Origin of the sequence: Streptomyces sp. TLI_146, assembly GCF_002846415.1 — a bacterium.
Lineage (GTDB): Bacteria > Actinomycetota > Actinomycetes > Streptomycetales > Streptomycetaceae > Streptomyces.
This window is the reverse complement of sequence record NZ_PJMX01000001.1, coordinates 6,958,513-6,977,134: the sequence shown is the minus strand read 5'-3', so window position 1 is coordinate 6,977,134 and position 18,622 is coordinate 6,958,513. Positions and strand designations below refer to the sequence as shown.

At 72.8% G+C, this 18,622-nt stretch carries 12 protein-coding genes; 4 read left to right on the top strand and 8 right to left on the bottom strand.

Annotated features, from left to right (window positions below; genetic code table 11):
* Positions 1–233 precede the first annotated feature (233 nt).
* Genes BX283_RS31030 through BX283_RS31020 form a run of 3 tightly spaced genes read right to left on the bottom strand, consistent with a single transcriptional unit; the run spans position 234 to position 4,119 of the window.
* Positions 234–2,627 carry a xanthine dehydrogenase family protein molybdopterin-binding subunit gene (locus BX283_RS31030; RefSeq protein ID WP_101390755.1) on the bottom strand — a complete coding sequence of 798 codons (2,394 nt, stop codon included), beginning with the start codon at positions 2,625–2,627 and terminating at the stop codon, positions 234–236.
* Positions 2,628–2,632: 5 nt separating this feature from the next.
* Positions 2,633–3,226: a (2Fe-2S)-binding protein gene (locus BX283_RS31025; protein ID WP_101390754.1), complete on the bottom strand. Its 594-nt coding sequence runs from the start codon at positions 3,224–3,226 to the stop codon at positions 2,633–2,635.
* A 2-nt stretch (positions 3,227–3,228) separates the two neighbouring features.
* Positions 3,229–4,119 (bottom strand): xanthine dehydrogenase family protein subunit M, encoded by an 891-nt coding sequence (locus BX283_RS31020; protein ID WP_101390753.1) that lies wholly within the window; start codon positions 4,117–4,119, stop codon positions 3,229–3,231.
* A 259-nt stretch (positions 4,120–4,378) separates the two neighbouring features.
* On the opposite strand from BX283_RS31020, the gene BX283_RS31015 reads away from it, so the two are divergent.
* Positions 4,379–6,052 carry a PucR family transcriptional regulator ligand-binding domain-containing protein gene (locus tag BX283_RS31015; protein ID WP_101390752.1) on the top strand — a complete coding sequence of 558 codons (1,674 nt, stop codon included), beginning with the start codon at positions 4,379–4,381 and terminating at the stop codon, positions 6,050–6,052.
* Between the two features lie 191 nt (positions 6,053–6,243).
* Positions 6,244–7,020, top strand: a complete 777-nt coding sequence (locus BX283_RS31010; protein WP_101392669.1) for a hypothetical protein — start codon at positions 6,244–6,246, stop codon at positions 7,018–7,020.
* A gap of 458 nt (positions 7,021–7,478) precedes the next feature.
* On the opposite strand, the gene BX283_RS31005 is transcribed toward BX283_RS31010, so the two are convergent.
* Positions 7,479–8,252, bottom strand: coding sequence for a GntR family transcriptional regulator (locus BX283_RS31005; RefSeq protein WP_101390751.1), 774 nt, complete (start codon positions 8,250–8,252; stop codon positions 7,479–7,481).
* Positions 8,253–8,377: 125 nt separating this feature from the next.
* On the opposite strand from BX283_RS31005, the gene BX283_RS31000 reads away from it, so the two are divergent.
* Entirely contained in the window at positions 8,378–9,214 is an 837-nt protein-coding gene (locus BX283_RS31000; protein ID WP_101390750.1) for a (2Fe-2S)-binding protein, read from the top strand.
* Between the two features lie 193 nt (positions 9,215–9,407).
* Positions 9,408–10,469, top strand: a complete 1,062-nt coding sequence (locus tag BX283_RS30995) for a DUF2637 domain-containing protein (protein WP_101390749.1) — start codon at positions 9,408–9,410, stop codon at positions 10,467–10,469.
* A 19-nt stretch (positions 10,470–10,488) separates the two neighbouring features.
* On the opposite strand, the gene BX283_RS30990 is transcribed toward BX283_RS30995, so the two are convergent.
* The 4 genes from BX283_RS30990 to BX283_RS30975 all read right to left on the bottom strand — a co-directional run bounded on the left by BX283_RS30990 (position 10,489) and on the right by BX283_RS30975 (position 18,566).
* Positions 10,489–10,947 carry an ATP-binding protein gene (locus BX283_RS30990; RefSeq protein WP_101390748.1) on the bottom strand — a complete coding sequence of 153 codons (459 nt, stop codon included), beginning with the start codon at positions 10,945–10,947 and terminating at the stop codon, positions 10,489–10,491.
* A 376-nt stretch (positions 10,948–11,323) separates the two neighbouring features.
* On the bottom strand, positions 11,324–13,066 hold the full coding sequence (locus BX283_RS30985; RefSeq protein ID WP_101390747.1) for a pyruvate dehydrogenase: 1,743 nt from the start codon (positions 13,064–13,066) through the stop codon (positions 11,324–11,326).
* A gap of 28 nt (positions 13,067–13,094) precedes the next feature.
* A complete protein-coding gene (locus tag BX283_RS30980) occupies positions 13,095–14,657 on the bottom strand; it encodes a protein phosphatase 2C domain-containing protein (protein WP_101390746.1) in 1,563 nt (520 codons plus the stop codon).
* A gap of 156 nt (positions 14,658–14,813) precedes the next feature.
* Positions 14,814–18,566 carry a S8 family serine peptidase gene (locus BX283_RS30975; protein ID WP_101390745.1) on the bottom strand — a complete coding sequence of 1,251 codons (3,753 nt, stop codon included), beginning with the start codon at positions 18,564–18,566 and terminating at the stop codon, positions 14,814–14,816.
* Positions 18,567–18,622 lie beyond the last annotated feature (56 nt).

The window sequence follows — 18,622 nt, the reverse complement described above, 5'->3', positions numbered from 1 at the left end:
CGAGACGAACGTTTCCGCGTACTGCGGGGGTACCGGTTCCGGTACCGCGGTACGGGGATGCTGCTGGGTCATTCGGGTACTGCTCATGGGTACTGCCTGGTGGTGCTGGTGATGCCGGTGATTCGGTGGTGAAGGACCGCGAGCGGTGCGGTACTTCTGTGCTCCGGGCGGTGCGGGCGGCTGGGAAGTGTGACGTTCCTGGGTGGCACGCACCGCCCGGAGGGTTCAGGGGGTCAGGACGACTCGGTTCCCGTCAGGTGCTCGGGGCGGACCGGCGTCCTGTTCAGCTCCAGACCCGTCGCGTTCCGGATCGCCGCGAGGACGGCCGGGGTGGACGACAGGGTCGGGGCCTCGCCGATGCCGCGCAGCCCGTACGGGGCGTGCTCGTCGGCGAGTTCGAGCACGTCGACCGGGATGGTCGGCGTGTCGAGGATGGTGGGGATCAGGTAGTCCGTGAAGGAGGGGTTGCGCACCTTCGCGGTCTTCGGGTCGACGATGATCTCCTCCATGACCGCCACGCCCAGGCCCTGGGTGGTGCCACCCTGGATCTGGCCGACGACGGACAGCGGGTTGAGCGCCTTGCCGACGTCCTGGGCGACCGCGAGCTCGACGACCTTGACGAGGCCGAGCTCGGTGTCCACCTCGACGACCGCGCGGTGCGCGGCGAACGAGTACTGGACGTGGCCGTTGCCCTGGCCGGTGCGCAGGTCGAACGCCTCGGTGGGCCGGTGGCGCCACTCCAGCTCCAGCTCGACCGCCTCGTCCTCCAGGACGTCGACCAGGTCCGCGAGGACCTCGCCGCCGTCGGTGACGACCTTGCCGCCCTCCAGCAGGAGTTCGGCCGTCGCCCAGGCCGGGTGGTACGAGCCGAACTTGCGGCGGCCGATCTCCAGGACGGCCTCGCGGACGTGCTCGCAGGTGTTCTTGACCGCGCCGCCGGTGACGTACGTCTGGCGCGAGGCGGAGGTGGAACCCGCCGAGCCGACCTGGGTGTCGGCCGGGTGGATGGTCACCTGGGTGACGCCGAGCTCGGTGCGGGCGATCTGCGCGTGGACGGTGACACCGCCCTGGCCGACCTCCGCCATCGCGGTGTGCACGGTCGCGACCGGCTCGCCGTTGATGACCTCCATCCGCACCTTGGCCGTGGAGTAGTCGTCGAAGCCCTCGGAGAAGCCGACGTTCTTGATGCCGACCGCGTAGCCCACACCCCGTACGACACCCTCGCCGTGCGTGGTGTTGGACAGACCGCCGGGCAGCGCGCGCACATCGGCCTGCTCGCCGGCGGTCGCCCACTGCTGCTCGGGCGGCAGCGGGCGGGCCTTGACGCGGCGAAGGAGCTCGGCGACCGGGGCCGGGGAGTCGACCGGCTGGCCGGTCGGCATGATCGTGCCCTGCTCCATCGCGTTCAGCTGCCGGAACTCGACCGGGTCCATGCCCAGCTTCGCCGCCAGCTTGTCCATCTGCGCCTCGTACGCGAAGCACGCCTGGACCGCGCCGAAGCCGCGCATGGCGCCGCAGGGCGGGTTGTTGCTGTAGAGCGCGATGGCCTCGATGTCGACGTCGTCGATGACGTACGGGCCGACGCTCAGGGACGAGGCGTTGCCGACGACCGCCGGGGAGGCCGACGCGTAGGCGCCGCCGTCCAGGACGATCTTGCACTTCATGTGCGTGAGCTTGCCGTCCTTGGTGGCGCCGTGCTCGTAGTAGAGCTTCGCCGGGTGGCGGTGCACATGGCCGAAGAACGACTCGAACCGGTTGTAGACGATCTTGACCGGCTTGCCGGTGCGCAGCGCGAGGAGGCAGGCGTGGATCTGCATCGAGATGTCCTCGCGGCCGCCGAACGCGCCGCCGACGCCGGAGAGCGTCATACGGACCTTCTCCTCGGGCAGGCCGAGGACGGGGGCGATCTGCTTGAGGTCCGAGTGCAGCCACTGGGTGGCCACGTACAGCTCGACGCCGCCGTCCTCGGACGGCACGGCGAGACCGGACTCGGGGCCGAGGAAGGCCTGGTCCTGCATGCCGAAGGTGTACTCGCCCTTGACGATCACGTCGGCGCGCTTGGCGGCCTCGTCGGCGTTTCCGCGCACGATCGGCTGGCGGTGCACGATGTTGGGGTGCGGGACGTGGCCGATGTGGTGGTCGTCGCGGCCCTCGTGGACCAGGACCGCGTCGGGGGCGGTCGCGGACGCCTCGTCCGTGATGACCGGCAGCTCCACGTACTCGATCTTGATCTTGGCCGCGGCGCGGCGGGCGGTCTCCGGGTGGTCGGCGGCGACCAGCGCCACCGGCTCGCCGTGGTGGCGGACCTTGCCGTGGGCGAGAACCGGGGTGTCCTGGATCTCCAGGCCGTAGTTCTTCACGTCGGTCGGCAGGTCGTCGTAGGTCAGCACGGCGTAGACGCCGGGCATCGCGACGGCCTCGGAGATGTCGATCGACTTGATCTCGGCGTGGGCGACCGTGGAGCGCAGGGTCTGGCCCCAGAGCATGTCCTCGTGCCACATGTCCGAGGAGTACGCGAACTCACCGGTGACCTTGAGGGTGCCGTCCGGGCGCAGTGTCGACTCGCCGATGCCGCCCTTGGTCTTGGAGCCCTGGGTGATGTTGGTGGGAGTACCAGTGGTGGCCATGATCGTCAGACCGCCTCTTCCTGACGGGCGGCCGCGAGGCGGACCGCGTCGAGGATCTTCTCGTAACCGGTGCAGCGGCAGAGGTTGCCGGAGAGGGCCTCGCGGATGTCCTGGTCGGACGGGGAGGCGTTGCGCTCCAGGAGCTCGTCGGCGGCGACCAGCAGACCGGGGGTGCAGAAACCGCACTGGACGGCGCCGGCGTCGATGAACGCCTGCTGGATCGGGGACAGGTCCCCGGACTCGGCGCTGCGGCCGTCCTGGGGCTTGGCCTGCCAGCGCTGGGCGGCGTCCACGGAGGTGCCGCAGGCGCCCGAGGCGCAGGCGCCACCGGGGTGGGCGTCATCGCGGTGCTTGGCGTAGTCGGCCAGCCCCTCGACGGTGACGACCTCGCGGCCCTCGACCTGACCGGCCGCGACCAGACAGGAACAGACCGGCACACCGTCCAGACGGACCGTGCAGGAGCCGCATTCGCCCTGCTCACAGGCGTTCTTCGAACCCGGAAGACCCATGCGCTCGCGCAGGACGTACAGCAGGCTCTCGCCTTCCCATACGTCGTCGGCTTCCTGCTTGCGGCCGTTGACCGTGAAATTGACGCGCATGGTTATGCAGCTCCTTCAAGCGAGCGGCCGGTGCCGCGGTACTGCTCCCAGGTCCAGCCGAGCGTGCGGCGGGCCATGATGCCCACGGCGTGCCGGCGGTACTTGGCAGTGCCTCGTACGTCGTCGATCGGGTTGCAGGAGGCGGAGGCGAGCTCCGCGAACTGCTTGGCGATCGAAGGGGTGATGATCTTGCCGCTCTCCCAGAACCCGCCCTCGTCGAGCGCGGCGTTCAGGAACTCCTCGGCGGCGGTGGCACGGACCGGGGTCGGGGCGGCCGAACCGATGCCCGTGCGGACCGTGCGGGTCTCGGGGTGCAGCGCCAGGCCGAAGGCGCAGACCGCGATGACCATCGCGTTGCGGGTGCCGACCTTGGAGTACTGCTGGGGGCCGTCCGCCTTCTTGATGTGGACGGTCTTGATGAGCTCGTCCGGCGCCATCGCGTTGCGCTTCACACCGGTGTAGAACGCGTCGATCGGGATCAGCCGGGAGCCGCGCACCGACTCCACCTCTACCTCGGCGCCCGCGGCGAGCAGCGCCGGGTGGGCGTCACCGGCGGGCGAGGCGGTGCCGAGGTTGCCGCCGACGCCGCCGCGGTTGCGGATCTGCGGGGAGGCGACGGTGTGCGAGGCGAGCGCCAGGCCCGGCAGCTCGGCCCGCAGGTTCTCCATGATCTCGGTGTACGACACGGACGCGCCGAGCCGTACGGTCTCCTCGCCGACCTCCCACGCGCGCAGCAGCTCGATGCGGTTCAGGTCCAGAAGGTACTCGGGCCGGCGGTGGTCGAAGTTGATCTCGACCATCACATCGGTGCCACCCGCAATGGGCACAGCCGTGGGGTGCTCGGCCTTGGCGGCGAGCGCCTCCTCCCAGCTGGCGGGGCGAAGGAAGTCCATGAGTGGCTCTCTTCTTCTCAATCGGGGTCGTTCGCGCGAGTCCCGGGGACGGCAGGCCCTCGGCTGATGAAGTCGTTCATGTGCTGTTAACGCTGTGTGGCCCCAGTACACAAGCCTCACTCCGCCGGGTGCAGTCACCGAAACCATGAAGGAGTTGGCTGGTCTCCATCTACGTCTTGTAGATTCGTATGAAAGGCGGTGCTCAGTAACCCCACCGCTTTCCACCGGCAACAACAAGACAGATCGGCGGCGACACGCGATGCGGCTGCGCGCACTTCTGGAGACCGACGCGCTGGGGCTGCGGCTGCTCGGCGGCGAGGACGAGCTGGACCGCACCGTACGCGGTGTGATGACCACTGACCTGCGCGATCCGAGCCGCTATCTCTCCGGCGGCGAGCTGGTCCTGACCGGCCTCGCCTGGCGCCGCGACGCCGACGATTCCGAGCCATTCGTACGGATCCTGGCCGGAGCCGGGGTGGTCGGCCTGGCGGCCGGCGAGGCCGAGCTGGGCGCGATCCCGGATGACCTGATCCGTGCGTGTGCACAGCACCGGCTGCCGCTGTTCGCGGTGAACGAGTCGGTCGCCTTCGCCACCATCACCGAGCACGTGGTGCGCCAGGTCTCCGGCGAGCGGGCCGGTGACCTGGCGGCCGTGGTCGACCGGCACCGGCGGCTGATGACGTCGGGGCCCGCGGGCGGCGGCCCCGAGGTCGTCCTGGACCTGCTCGGCTCCGACCTGGACCTGCGGGCCTGGGTGCTCTCCCCCACCGGGCGGCAGATCGCGGGGGCGGGCGAACCGCTCGCCCCGTCCGTCGGCGCCACTCTGGCGGGCGAACACCTCGCCGCGACCCGCACCGGCCGCCGGGGCCCGCACCGGGCGGTGGTCCAGGGCACCACGTACTCGCTGTTCCCGATCCGCCACAGCGGGCGCGGGGCCGCCCCGGCCGCCCGCGATGTGCGCGAGACGGTCCTGTCGGACTGGCTGCTGGCCGTGGAGGCGGACGCGGGCGACTGGCCCGCCGCCCGGCTCGACCTGCTCCAGGGCGTCACCCAGCTGATCGCCGTGGAGCGCGACCGCCGCGACGCGGCCCGTACGGTACGCCGCCGGCTCGCCCAGGAGGTCCTGGAGCTGGTGCAGACCGGCGCCGCGCCCGCCGAGATCGCGGCCCGGCTGCGGGTCGCGGCCCCCGTGCTGCTGCCGGGCCTCGGCTCGGCGCCGCACTGGCAGGTGATCGTGGCCCGGGTCGACTGGACCCAGTCGGCGGCGGCCGGCACGGAGGTGGCGGGCGGCCCGGTCGCCCAGGCCCTCCTTGAGGAAATACTGGTCGACCCGGCCGTGGCGGGCTCCGAGTCCTCGGACCGGATCGCGGTCGCCCACGCGGGCGACGAGGCCATCGCGCTGGTGCCGCTGCCCGCGGTCGGCGAGGGCACGGACGCCGGGTTGCACGCGGACGCGCTGCTCGCCGCCGTCCAGGCGCCGCTGTCGGCGGGCCTCGCCGACGACGGGCGCCTGACACTCGGTGTCAGCGCCGCGGTGCACTCGGCGGAGGGGCTGCGCGGCGCCCTGGAGGAGGCCCGGCACGCCCGCCGGGTCGCCGCCGCCCGCCCGGGCCGGGTCTGCGCGGCCGGCCACCACGAGCTCGCCTCGCACGTGCTGCTGCTGCCGTTCGTCCCGGACGACGTGCGCCGCGCCTTCACCGCCCGGCTGCTCGACCCGCTGCGCGACTACGACCGGCGCCACCGTGCCGAGCTCATCCCGACGCTGGAGGCGTTCCTCGACTGCGACGGCTCCTGGACCCGCTGCGCCACGCGACTGCATCTGCACGTCAACACCTTGCGCTACCGGGTGGGCCGGATCGAGCAACTGACGGGTCGTGATCTTTCGCGCCTGGAGGACAAACTGGACTTCTTCCTGGCCCTGCGCATGAGCTGAGGGGGCGCGCGGACGGCGCGTCCGGGCCGGAACGCCGCCTGGACGCACCGCAATTCGCCGTTTGTGAAGGAATTCACGCATTGCCCTTGGCCCGGCGTGCCAATCCGTGCTGAGATTCGCCACACGACTCAACAGCTCGGACTCAACGGCTCAATGGCGCGCTCGGGGAGGGCAACGTGGCGTACTCCGCCATGTCTGATTCCGGAACGACTGAAGAGAACGGGGATCCGCTCCATCCGCTCCAGGTGGCGGTATGGCGGCTGCGCTCGCGCGGCTGCTGGACGGACGCGGCCGCCCTGCTCGAACCGCACGGCGCCGAGCCCGCCGCGGCGCTCCAGCGGGCCGCGCTGCTCACCGAGCGCTGTCTGTACACCGGGGACGGCTGGGCCGAGGCCGAGGAGGCGCTGCGCGGCGCCGAGGCGGTGGCCGGGGACGACGAGGAGCGCGGGGCGGCCGCGTGCGAGCGCGGCCAGCTCGCGTACGCCTCGACGCTGCTCGGGGTGCGCGACCGCGCCGACGAGGCCCGTTCGGCGCTGGGCCGGGCGGCGGCGCTGATCGCCCCGGCGGCGCGGGGCCGGGCGCTGCTCGACTTCCGGCGGGGGCTGCTCGCGGAGAACGTGGCGGACGCGCCGCAGGCGGCCCGCGCCGCCTACCGCCGCGCCCACGCGGGCGCCACCGCGCACGGCGACACCCTGCTGCTCTCCTTCACCTGGCGCCATCTGGCCGGACTCGCCCTGCGCGACGGGGAGTTGGCGGAGGCGCGGCACGGCTTCGCGGAGTCGCTCCGGATCCGCGAGGAGCTGGGCTTCCTGGTCGGCACGGCCCCGGCGCTTGCGGCCCTGGCGGACGCGGAGCCGGAGCCGGAGGCTGCGCGACTGCGGACGGAGGCGGCGCGGCTGTTCCGGCTCCTGGGCGGCGTCCCGACGTGGCTGGCGACCCACCTTGCGCCGTCCCCGGCGACGACCTGAGCCCCGTCTACGCCCGCGGCCCGGTGGGGGCTGACTTCCCCGCCGCCCCTTTTGGGCCCGGTATTCGTCTGCGGCCCGGTGGTGGGCCGGCCGCGCAGTTCCCCGCGCCCCTGATCGGCCCGGCCCTCGGCTGCGAGCCGGTGGCCGGTTGCTCGCGCAGTTCCCCGCGCCCCTAAAAGCCTGTGGCTGAGCTTGGTTCTCCGGCTGCGGCCGACCCCCTAGGGGCGCGGGGAACTGCGCGAGCAACCGGCCACACACCCGCAGACAAACCCCGGGCCAAAAAGGGGCGCGGGGAACTGCGCGAGAAGCGGGCACGGTCCGCAGACGAACGAGGGTTTCCAGGGGCGCGGGGAACTGCGCGAGCAACCGGCCACACACCCGCAGACAAACCCCGGGCCAAAAAGGAGCGCGGGGAACTGCGCGATCAGCCACCACGGACCCGCACCCGCCGCGCAGCGTTACAGCGCGGACCCCGTGAAGTGCTCCCGCACAAGGGTCTGAACAACCGTCAGATCCTGTGCGATCAACGCGTCCAGCAACGCCAGGTGCTCCGCCGCATCCGCCACCAGCTCCCCCCGACGGGCAACCGGCGCAGCCGTCAGCGGCCACTGCGACCGCCGGTGGAGGTCCTCGGCCACCTGGAGCAGCTGCTCGTTCCCGGCGAGCGCGAGCACCGCGCGGTGGAACGCCCGGTCCGACTCCGCGTACCCCGCCCGGTCCCCCACCGCCGCCGCCACCGTCGTCGCCTCCGCCAGCGGCCGCAGCTCGGCCCAGCGCGCGGCGGGCACGGACCGGGCCAGCCGCAGCATCACCGGGACCTCGATCAGCGCGCGCACCTCGGCCAGCTCGGCCAGCTCGCGCGGGCCCCGCTCGGTGACCCGGAAGCCCCGGTTCGGGACGACCTCGACGGCGCCCTCGGAGGCCAGGCGCTGCATCGCCTCGCGCACCGGGGTGGCCGAGACGCCGAACCGCTCGCCGAGCACCGGCGCCGAGTACACCTCGCCCGGCACCAGCTCGCCGTCGACCAGCGCGGCCCGCAGCGCCTCCAGGATCTGACCGCGTACGGAGTAGCGGCGGACCTGGGGCGCGGGCGGCTCGCTGTGGGTGTGCTCACCGCGCGCCCCACCACCCCGTACCGCCTCGAAAGGGTCACCCTCCGCCCGGGCCTGCGCGGGCACACGGGCAGACCCGAACGGCGGCACCGCCGTCTCGCGTGCTCTGCCCTGCTCCACCCCAGGCCCTCCTACCGCTCGGTATTCCCCCAGCACCATAGGCGGACAAAGCGACAGTTCAAACATCGCGCGCATCCGCTAAGGTAAGCCTTACCTGCAAACGATCGTGATTCGGTGGTCCCTGCATGACTGTGTCCACGCTGCTCCCGAGCCCCTTGGCCGCGTCCTACGCGCGCCTCGCCGACGTCTACCCCGGCGTCCGGGTCCACGAGCTCGCGGACGGCGAGCGGGCCCCCGGAGCCCCCGGCTGGGTCGGCGCGCACCAGCTCGCCTCCGGCGGTGAGGCCCTGGACGCCTTCCTGGGCTGGGACGACGAGCAGGTCCTGCGCGACTACGGGCAGCGGGCCCGCCCCGACGTCATCGCCTCCTTCGGCTTCCACCGCTACGCCTGGCCCGCCTGTCTGCTCATCACGGTGCCGTGGTTCCTGCACCGCCGGGTGCCGCGCGTGCCCGTCGAGGACGTCTCCTTCCAGCGCACGCTCGGACGGCTGACCGTGCGGGTGCGGGAGTTCGCCTGCCTGCCCGGGGACCCCGCCGCCGCACTGCCCGGCGCACACGTCGTCCCGGACGAGGAGGCGCTGCGCGCCGAGGTCCGCGCCGCCGTCGCCGAGCACCTCGGCCCGGTCCTCGACGGCTTCGGGCCCCGGATGCGGCGCGGCCGGCGGGCGCTGTGGGGCATGGCCACCGACGAGGTCGTCGAGGGGCTCTGGTACGTGGCGGCGCTGCTCGGCGAGGAGCGGCGGGCGATGGCCGAGCTGGAGCTGCTGCTGCCGGGCTCGACCAAGCCGTATGTGGGCGCCGCCGGCTTCCGTGAGCTGAGCGGTCCGGCGGGCGAGCCGCTGCCGACCCGCGACCGGGCCAGCTGCTGCCTCTTCTACACCCTGCGCCCCGAGGACACCTGCGTCACCTGTCCGCGTACCTGCGACGCCGACCGGGTGGCCAAGCTGAGCGCCGCGTCCTGAATCCACGCCACTCGTACGGGTGAGCCGGATTCGAACCCAACTCGCTTGACCTCCGCACCAGTTCGAGCAGATCGCACCTATCCGTATGCCATGGACCGCCAATGGCGGTCTCTTGCCCCGAAAACGCCTGCGGCCCCGTGCGGCAGGAGCACTATGGCGCCCGGAACGCCTTACGTGATTCAAGGGACACCGCATGCGACTGACCGACATATCTCTGGACTGGCTGCTTCCGGGCGGCGTGATGATCGTGGGGGTCGTCGTGGCGTTGGTCGTCCTCACGCGCGGCAAGCGCTCGGGTGAGAGCGCGTCCGGCGACGACACCTGGGAGCGCAGCGAGGAGCGCCGCCGCCGCAAGGAAGCCGTCTACGGCACCGCCTCCTATGTGCTGCTGTTCTGCTGCGCGGCCGTCGCCGCCGCGCTCTCCTTCCACGGCCTGGTCGGCTTCGGCCGGCAGAACCTCGGCCTCACCGACGGCTGGGAGTACCTCGTCCCGTTCGGCCTCGACGGCGCCGCCATGTTCTGCTCGGTGCTCGCCGTGCGCGAGGCCAGCCACGGCGACGCGGCGCTCGGCTCGCGGCTGCTGGTGTGGACGTTCGCGGGCGCGGCTGCCTGGTTCAACTGGGTGCACGCGCCGCGCGGCATCGCCCACGCGGGCGCCCCGCAGTTCTTCGCCGGGATGTCGCTGTCGGCCGCGGTGCTCTTCGACCGCGCGCTGAAGCAGACCCGCCGGGCGGCACTGCGCGAACAGGGCCTGGTGCCGCGGCCGCTGCCGCAGATCCGGATCGTCCGGTGGCTGCGGGCTCCCCGGGAGACGTTCGGCGCCTGGTCGCTGATGCTCCTGGAGGGGGTGCGGACGCTGGACGAGGCGGTCGAGGAGGTACGCGAGGACCGGCGGGCCAAGGAGCAGAACCGGCTGCGCCGGCGCGAGCAGGAGAAGCTGGAGCGGGCGCATCTGAAGGCGCTCAGCCGACAGGGCCGCGGCAGCCTGGGCCGGGTGCGCCCCGGCGGCCGCCAGGTCGACGTCCCGTCCATGGCGACTGCGGGCTCCGGGCAGCCGAAGGCTGTCGCGGAGCCCGCCATAGAGCCGGGACAGCTGCCCCTTCGCAACCGGCCCTCCCTTCAGGCCGTCACGGACACTGAGTCCCTGACGGCGTCCAGGACCGTCGACCTCACGGCCGAGGACGACACCCAGACGCTGCCGCGCCTGGACCACCTGGAGCGCAAACTCAAGGATCTGGAGCAGCAGTTCGGCTGAGCGCGGACGGCGTCGCGGGTTACGCCGCCCCGCTGCCGAGCTCGAACCAGACGACCTTGCCCGCCTCGTGCGCGCGCACGCCCCAGGCGTCCGCGAGCGCCTGCACCAGCAGGAGCCCCCGGCCGTGCGTACCGTCGTCGGCGGACGGTACGTACGGATCGGGCAGCACCGGCGTGAAGTCGTGCACCTCGACGCGGAGCCCGGCCGGTGCCACGGTGGCCGTCACCACTGCCCCCTCGTCCGTGTGTATGAGCGCGTTGGTCACCAGCTCGCAGGTGAGCAGTTCGGCCACGTCGACCGGCCCCTGGTGCTTCCAGTCCCCCAGCAACTCCCGCAGCGCGCGCCGCACTTCCGGCACCGCCGTCAGGTCCGACCGACCCACCCTGCGCCGCAGCTGCCCCTGGAGCACCGCACGCGCACCCGTTCCCCGGAACGCCCCGTTGATTTCGGGCCCGCCCCCTCCCTGACGCTCAGTCATAGCCCCCACCCGCACGTCGCCACGTCCCTTTCCGTCTCGAACACCCTCACGGGATGCATGCCCCACCGACCCCCCGTCACGCATGGTGATTCCTCAACGACCGACGGAATACGCCGCGGGAGCGGTTCCACGGCTCGTGGCGCGGATGCGGGGCGGTCACGTACGAGGAGGGCACTCCATGGCAGCGCCCCTTACCCACAGGCGAGTCACAGGCTGAAAACGGCCACCGGCCCCGCATTCGCTCGTGCGCGGCCGGATGCGCCTGCGGTCGCGCCCGCCTTCCGGCCACCCGGCCGGGAGACGGACTGACCACGAAGGATCACCCCATCGCCAGACGGCCGAGTGGACATCTGCCTTACGCAACCACTGAACGGCCTTACGGGCGCGGCACGTTGCGCAGATTGGACCGGGCCATCTGGAGCATCCGGCCGACCCCGCCGTCCAGCACGATCTTGCTCGCGGAGAGCGCGAAGCCGCTCACCATCTCGGCGCTGATCTTCGGCGGGATGGAGAGCGCGTTGGGGTCGGTGACCACGTCGACCAGGGCGGGCCCCTTGTGCTTGAAGGCGTCCTTGAGGGCGCCCGCGAGCTGCTTGGGCTTCTCCACCCGTACGCCGTACGCACCGGCCGCGCGGGCGATCGCCGCGAAGTCGGGGTTGTGGTTGCTCGTGCCGTACGACGGCAGCCCGGCCACCAGCATCTCCAGCTCCACCATGCCGAGCGAGGAGTTGTTGAACAGCACGATCTTCACCGGCAGGTCGTACTGGACCAGCGTCAGGAAGTCGCCCATCAGCATGGAGAACCCGCCGTCGCCGGACATCGAGATCACCTGGCGGTCGCGGTCGGTGAACTGGGCGCCGATCGCCTGCGGCAGCGCGTTCGCCATCGAACCGTGGCTGAACGACCCGATGATCCTGCGCTTGCCGTTGGGCGAGAGGTAACGGGCCGCCCAGACGTTGCACATGCCGGTGTCGACGGTGAACACGGCGTCGTCGTCGGCGAGTTCGTCGAGTACGGAGGCCACGTACTCGGGGTGGATCGGCACATGCTTCTCCACCTTGCGGGTGTACGCCTTGACGACGCCCTCCAGCGCGTCGGCGTGCTTCTTCAGCATCTTGTCCAGGAAGCGCCGGTCGGTCTTGGCCTTCACGCGCGGGGTCAGACAGCGCAGCGTCTCCTTGGCGTCGCCCCACACCGCCAGATCGAGCTGCGAGCGCCGCCCCAGGCGCTCGGGCCGCACATCGATCTGCACGATCTTGACGTCGTCGGGCAGGAACGCGTTGTACGGGAAGTCGGTGCCGACGAGGATCAGCAGATCGCACTCGTGGGTGGCCTCGTAGGCGGCGCCGTAGCCGAGCAGCCCGCTCATACCGACGTCGTACGGGTTGTCGTACTGGATCCACTCCTTGCCGCGCAGGGCGTGCCCGACCGGCGCCTTGACGCGTTCGGCGAACTCCATCACCTCCGCGTGGGCGCCCGCGGTGCCGCTGCCGCAGAACAGCGTCACCCGTTTGGCCTCGTCCACGAGCCGGGCGAGCTTCTCGATCTCCGCGTCGCCGGGCCGCACCGACGGCAGCGCGGTGACGAGCGCGTGCTCGACGGCCTTGTCGGGGGCGGGCTCGGAGGCCACGTCGCCCGGGAGCGTCACCACGCTGACGCCGCCCCGCCCGATGGCGTGCTGGATCGCCGTCTGGAGCAGCCGGGGCATCTGCTTCGGGCTGGAGATGAGCTCGCAGTAGTGCGAGCACTCCTGGAACAGCTGGTCGGGGTGGGTCTCCTGGAAGTAGCCGAGGCCGATCTCGGACGAGGGGATGTGCGAGGCGAGCGCGAGGACGGGGGCCATCGAGCGGTGGGCGTCGTAGAGGCCGTTGATCAGATGGAGATTGCCGGGGCCGCAGGATCCGGCGCAAGCCGCGAGGGTGCCGCTGAGCTGGGCCTCGGCGCCGGCCGCGAAGGCGGCGACCTCCTCGTGGCGGACCTGGATCCAGTCGATGGCACGGTTGCGCCGGATGGCGTCGACGACGGGGTTGAGGCTGTCGCCGACGACCCCGTACATCCGCCGCACCCCGGCGCGGGCGAGGATGTCCACGAACTGCTCTGCCACGTTCTGTCTGGCCATGGCTCCCATTCATCCACGGCCCGCCGCGTCACGCCTCCCAGACGGCGACTGCCGTACGGTCGTCGGCGTACCCCTTCACTCTCAGCTGGACGTCCGCGAGGAACTCGGACAGTCCCGGCGGCCCGTTCCCTGCCCACCGTTCGGCCAGCTCCTTCGCCAGCGCGGGCTCGCCCCGCAGCGGCTCGGCGAGCCCGCCGCTGCACAGCAGCAGGGTGTCACCCGGGCGGGCGACGGACGCCCGGAAGCGGAACGGTTCGACGGGCGGGGGCGGCGGGTCGATGTACGGGCGGGCGGGCTCCACGGTGTGCAGGTCCATGGTGAGCCGGTCGCCCTCGGCGGTCTCGGCGGGCGGCGAGCCGAAGCCGACGACGGGCGCGCCGGTGACCTCGCCCGGCTCCGGCGGGGCGGGCTCGATGTCCTGCCAGACGCCGGCCCGCAGCCGGAACAGGCCGCCGGGGCCGACCCCGAAGAAGACCCGGGTGCGGCAGCTCGGGTCGGCGGAGAGCAGCAGACAGCGCAGGCCCGCCGTGTACTCCTCGGGCTCCGCGCCCAGCTCGGCGGCGCGGGCGCGCAGCCTGCCGTAGCTGCGGTCGGTGAGCCGGTGCAGCCCGGACTTGAGGTCGCGCCGGCGCCCGGCCCTGATGTCGTCGGCGAGCCGGGCGTGGCTGCGCCCGATGGCGCCGCCGATCCAGCGGCAGGCGTCGGCGGCGGCGAGGTGCGCGCCCTCGAAGGCCCGCATGCCGCTGGCGACGGCGACCAGGACCAGCGCGTCCTCGCCGTTCCCGAACCGGGCGGTGAGCAGGGCGTCGCGCCGGGGCTCGCCCCGGTAGCGGGCGGAGTCGCCGCGTACGGAGGCGGCGCGCAGCACGTACGCCCCGTACCGGGCGCCGTCGAGGACGGTGTCCGCGACGAGCTCCTCCAGACCGTCGGGCCGGGCGTTGGGCAGCGCGGTGGGCTCGGCGTCGTAGGTGGGCGGCCGGTCCCCCACATGACCGACGCGCGGCCGGGGCGAGGGGGGCGGCGGCGGTTCGGGGGCCGCTTCGGGCGGTGCGGTGACGGTGGCTGGGGGATCCGGCGGGGCGGTGACAGTGGCCGGGGGATCGGGCGGGGCCGGTGGCGGCTGGACAGGGCGGGGTTCCGGCGGCCGCGCCGGCGGCGCGGGGACGGCGGGCTCGTACCCGGGCGGCGGCGGGCCCAGCGGCGGGAGGGAGTCGGCGGGCTCCCACCAGCCGCCCGTGCGGCGGGAGCCGGGCGGTGCCGTGCCGCCGGGCTGCTGCCAGGGGGCCCTGGGCAGGATCCCCCGGGGGGCCGGACCCGGCCTGTCCTCGGGTTCGGGGTCGGGCCCCGCCGTATCCGCAGGATCGATTCGGTCCTGCGGTGCGGGCTGCTCCGGCACGCACGGCGCGTACCGCGGAGGCCGTGGCTCGGACCGGGGGTCCGGCACCGGCGGACCGACCGCCTCAGCAACGGACTTGAAGCGGTCGTCGAGGGTGTCGCCCGCGGCTGCGGGCGAGTTGTCCGGGGCGGGCTCGTCGTACAGGCGAGTCCACCAGTCGTCGTCCGAGGTGCGCCTCTCCCCCTGCTGACTCATGCCCTTATTGTCCACCGCACGGGCCGTACGAAAACGGTGGAACGGGTAAAAGTGGTCAGCACACAAATCCGCACCCCGTACGCGGAGGCGAGCGGACGTGCCTCCGCCGGGCGGCCCTTCCCCCCACAGTCAGGGCCGCCCGGCGAACCGTGGTGACTACCGCACGTCGTACGCGCGCGTCACTGTCTGCGTGACGGAGTTGCCGTGGGCGTCCGTCAGTTCGGCCTTCAGGGTGACCTGCCTGCCGGCCGCGCCCGCGTGGTCGACCGAGGCCGACCAGGAGTCGCCGCGGTGGGTGACCGCGGCTTCGGTCCAGGTGGCACCGTCGTCGTACGAGTACGACAGGCGGGCCGAGGTGAGGGCCGCCGGGGTGTATCCCGCGTGGCCCGTCACCGAGAGGCCGATGCGCTGGCCGTTGGCCGCCGGGAGGGTCTTGAGGCCGTCCTCCGGCAGGGAGTAGCGCGGGAAGAGGATGCCGAGGCCCTGCGAGTACACGTTCTCGTCGAGCTTCGAGCGGAACCTCCACACCGTCCGCACGCCCGTGGAGCGCTGCCAGACCTTCGCCGGGCCGCCGATCTTCTCGACGCGCTGCTCCAGCTCGTAGGCGCTGTCCTGGGCCGGGACCTCGAAGACCCCGAACGGCCAGGCGCTCTCGCCGATCACCTCGCCGTCGCGGCGCAGGACCAGAGCGCCGACGTCGCCGAAGGAGCCGGGCTGTGCGTAGTGCCCGCCGTCGCCCCACATCGCGGCGGCGAAGCCGATCAGGTTGCCCTGCCGTTCGGCGGCGAGGACCTCCTTGCCGTCGGTGTCGCGCGGGGCGACCGGGGAGACGACCCCGTCGTACCAGCTCTCCCGGCGGCTCTCCCCCGCCGTGTACGTGCGGCGCCGGTCGGTCATCGACTCGCCGAACGGGAAGCTGGAGGAGGTGAGGTGGTCCCAGGCGGTGTCGCCCGGCGAGTAGTACTCGGTACGGGTGCCGGGGGCCGGGACCAGGTCGATGGTGGCGGAGTAGACGGCCGCGCCGGAGGGGCGGTGGGCGGCGGTGCTGTCGACGTAGTCGGTGGCCACGCCCATCGCCCGGTAGACCGACTCGGCCTTGCCGAGGCGGCTGTCGCGGACCCGGTAGGTGCGGTCGGAGCCGATCGCGCCGGACTCGGGGAAGGCGAGGTTGTAGACGTACGGGCTCTTCGCCGTGGCCTTCCAGCGCAGCTCCACCCCGCCCGCGCCCAGCTCGACCAGCAGGGTCGCCGCCTCGCCCGACTCGACCGCCAGGACCGGGAGTTCGGGCCCGGTGAAGCCGCCCGACGGAACCCAGCGGACCGGGGAGGAGCGGTACGCGAGGACGGCCACGGCTCCGGCCGCCTTTGCGTCGCGGGCGGCCCGGGAGACGGAGGTGTCGGTGTCCGGGATCCGTACGAGTGCGATCGCGCCCCGCGCCCCGGCGGCCTTCAGCTCCTCGGGCGCCCCGGATCCGGCGTCCACGAGGCGGGCGCGGCCGGTGCCGTCGAGGTTGGCGGAGCCGGTGCCCGCGGTGACCGGGTGGAGCACGGTGCCGTCGGTCGTGCGCAGTTCGGAGACGAGCGGCGCGTAGGCCCGCCAGTAGCTGCCGAACTCGAACGTGCCGTCGTGGGCGCGGCCTTCGACCGAGGCGTAGTAGCCCTTGATCGACGAGCCGCCGGCCGCGGTTCCGGCGTGCAGCCAGTAGCCGTCCCAGGCGCGGGAGAAGGCGAGGGTGGTGGCGCGGGCCTCGCTGGGCCGGTCGGTCGCGAGGGCGAGCCGGTGGGCCTTGCGGGCGTTGAGGACGACCGTGGTGTCCTTGGTCAACTCCAGCTGGGGGCGCCCGAGATACGTCAGCGAGTCGTTGAGCGTCGCGCCCTCCCCCGCGTCCGGCGTGGCGACGAAGGAGGAGAGGAAGTACGAGCCGGGGCGCAGGGCGTAGATCTGGTCGGCGGCTCCTTCGTTGAAGCGGCGCTCGCCGGTGGCGTCGTCGATGCCGATCACGTCGAGCGAGGACGGGCCACTCGCGGGTCTGCCGAGCCGGTCGATCACCTTGACCCGCAGGGTGACCGTGCGCGGCTGGACGTAGAGCGAGAACGGGGTGGAGACGCTGACGCCGTCGGCGGTGGCGAGCACCCGGCCGGTGACGTCTCCGTACTGGCTCCGCTCCAGATGGGCGGCCGGGTCGAGCCGCAGCGGGACCTTGACGGTGGCCCCGGCGGGGACGGTGACCGTGCGGCGGGCGAGCGCGGCGACCGTGGAGCGCACCCGCGAGCCGTCGTTGCCGGTGACGCCCTGGACCGCGAGCGAGAGGGTGACGGGCCTGCCCGCGGTGTTGGTGTACGGCACGTCGACGCTGGTGCGGTCGCCGCTGTCCTGCGGCCAGTTGAAGGTGCCGCCCTGGACGGCGGGGGCGCCGAGCACGGTGGCGTCGATCGCCGCCTTCACGTCGAGGCGGCCGCCGCCGGTCTCGCGGACGTCACCGGGGACGTCCGACTTCGCGGAGGAGACGAGCGCGGCCTTGATCTGCCGCGCGCTCCAGTCGGGGTGGCGCTGCTTGACGATCGCGGCGGCGCCCGCGACGTGCGGGGCGGCCATCGACGTACCACTCATGGACTGGTACGCGTAGATGCCGCGCCCGCCCGCGTTGGCGGCGGATATGCCCACGCCCGGGGCGGCGATCTCCGGCTTGAGGGTGTGCGAGACGGGGGCCGGGCCCCGGCTGGAGAAGTACGCGGTGGAGTCGTCGCGGTCGACGGCGCCGACGGTGAGGACACTCGGGGCGCAGCCGGGCGAGGAGACGGTGTTCTGGCGGGGGCCCGAGTTCCCGGCCGCGACCACGAACAACGTGCCATTGTTCTGGGCGAGTTGCTCGGCCGCGGTGCTCATCGGGTCGGTGCAGTCGGTGGGTTCGGGGCTGCCGAGGCTCATCGAGACGACGTCGGCCCCGCTGTCGACGGCCCACTGCATCCCGGCGATGATCCATGACTCGGCACCCGAGCCGCTGTCGTTCAGGACCTTTCCGGCGAGCAGGGCTGCGCCGGGGGCGACGCCCTTCTTCCTGCCGCCACTGGCCGCGCCGGAGCCGCCGACGGTGGAGGTGGTGTGGGTGCCGTGGCCCTGGTGGTCGTCGGTGGTGTCGGAGTCGGTGAAGTTCTTCGCGGCGGCGACGCGGCCCTTGAGGTCGGGGTGTCCGGCGTCGACGCCGGTGTCCAGGACCGCGACCTTGGTGCCCTTGCCGTCGTATCCGGCCGCCCAGGCGAGGTCCGCGCGGACCTGCCTAGTCGACTTGTCGAGGTTCGCCTCGACCTTCCGGTCCAGCCAGAGTTTCTTGAGGGAGTTCGCGGCGCGCGAGCGGGGGGCGGTGACGTCGGCCCAGAAGTCGGCGGCCTTCGCCTTGTCGGCCTTGAGGGCGACGCCGTCGACGGCGGGCAGGGCGGGTCCGCGGGTGGCGCCGCGCGGGGCGGGGGCGAGGGAGCGGGCGCCCGCCGGGTCGTAGACGGCGATCAGCGGCAGGGTCGTGGAGTGGGCGTCGTCGTAGCCCTGGCGGATCAGGCCGGAGACGTTGAAGAGCTGCTCGTCCGCGCGGTGGGCGGCGAGGGCGGCGACGGCGCTGTCCGGGTAGACGTACAGGTCGTCGCCCGAGCGGCGGGTCTGCACCGGCGCGGTGGTGCCGTCCTCGCGGGGCAGCGCGGTGGCCGCGACGGCCTTGCCGTCGGCGTCTCTGCCGACCAGGACGCGGTCGCCGGTGACCAGGGTGACGGTGACCTGCCCGCGGGCGGCGGCCTCGCCGCCGGTGATCGGTCTCTTCGCGGTCGCGGCGCCCGGTGGTGCGGCCACGGACGGCACCACCGCGGTGATGGCCAGGGCGGCGGTCGCCGCTCCCAGAGCCGTGCGCGATATCGGACGCATCGCTCTCCCCAGGTGAATCCGGAACAAAACACTCCGCGCGCAAAGCGCACAAATGC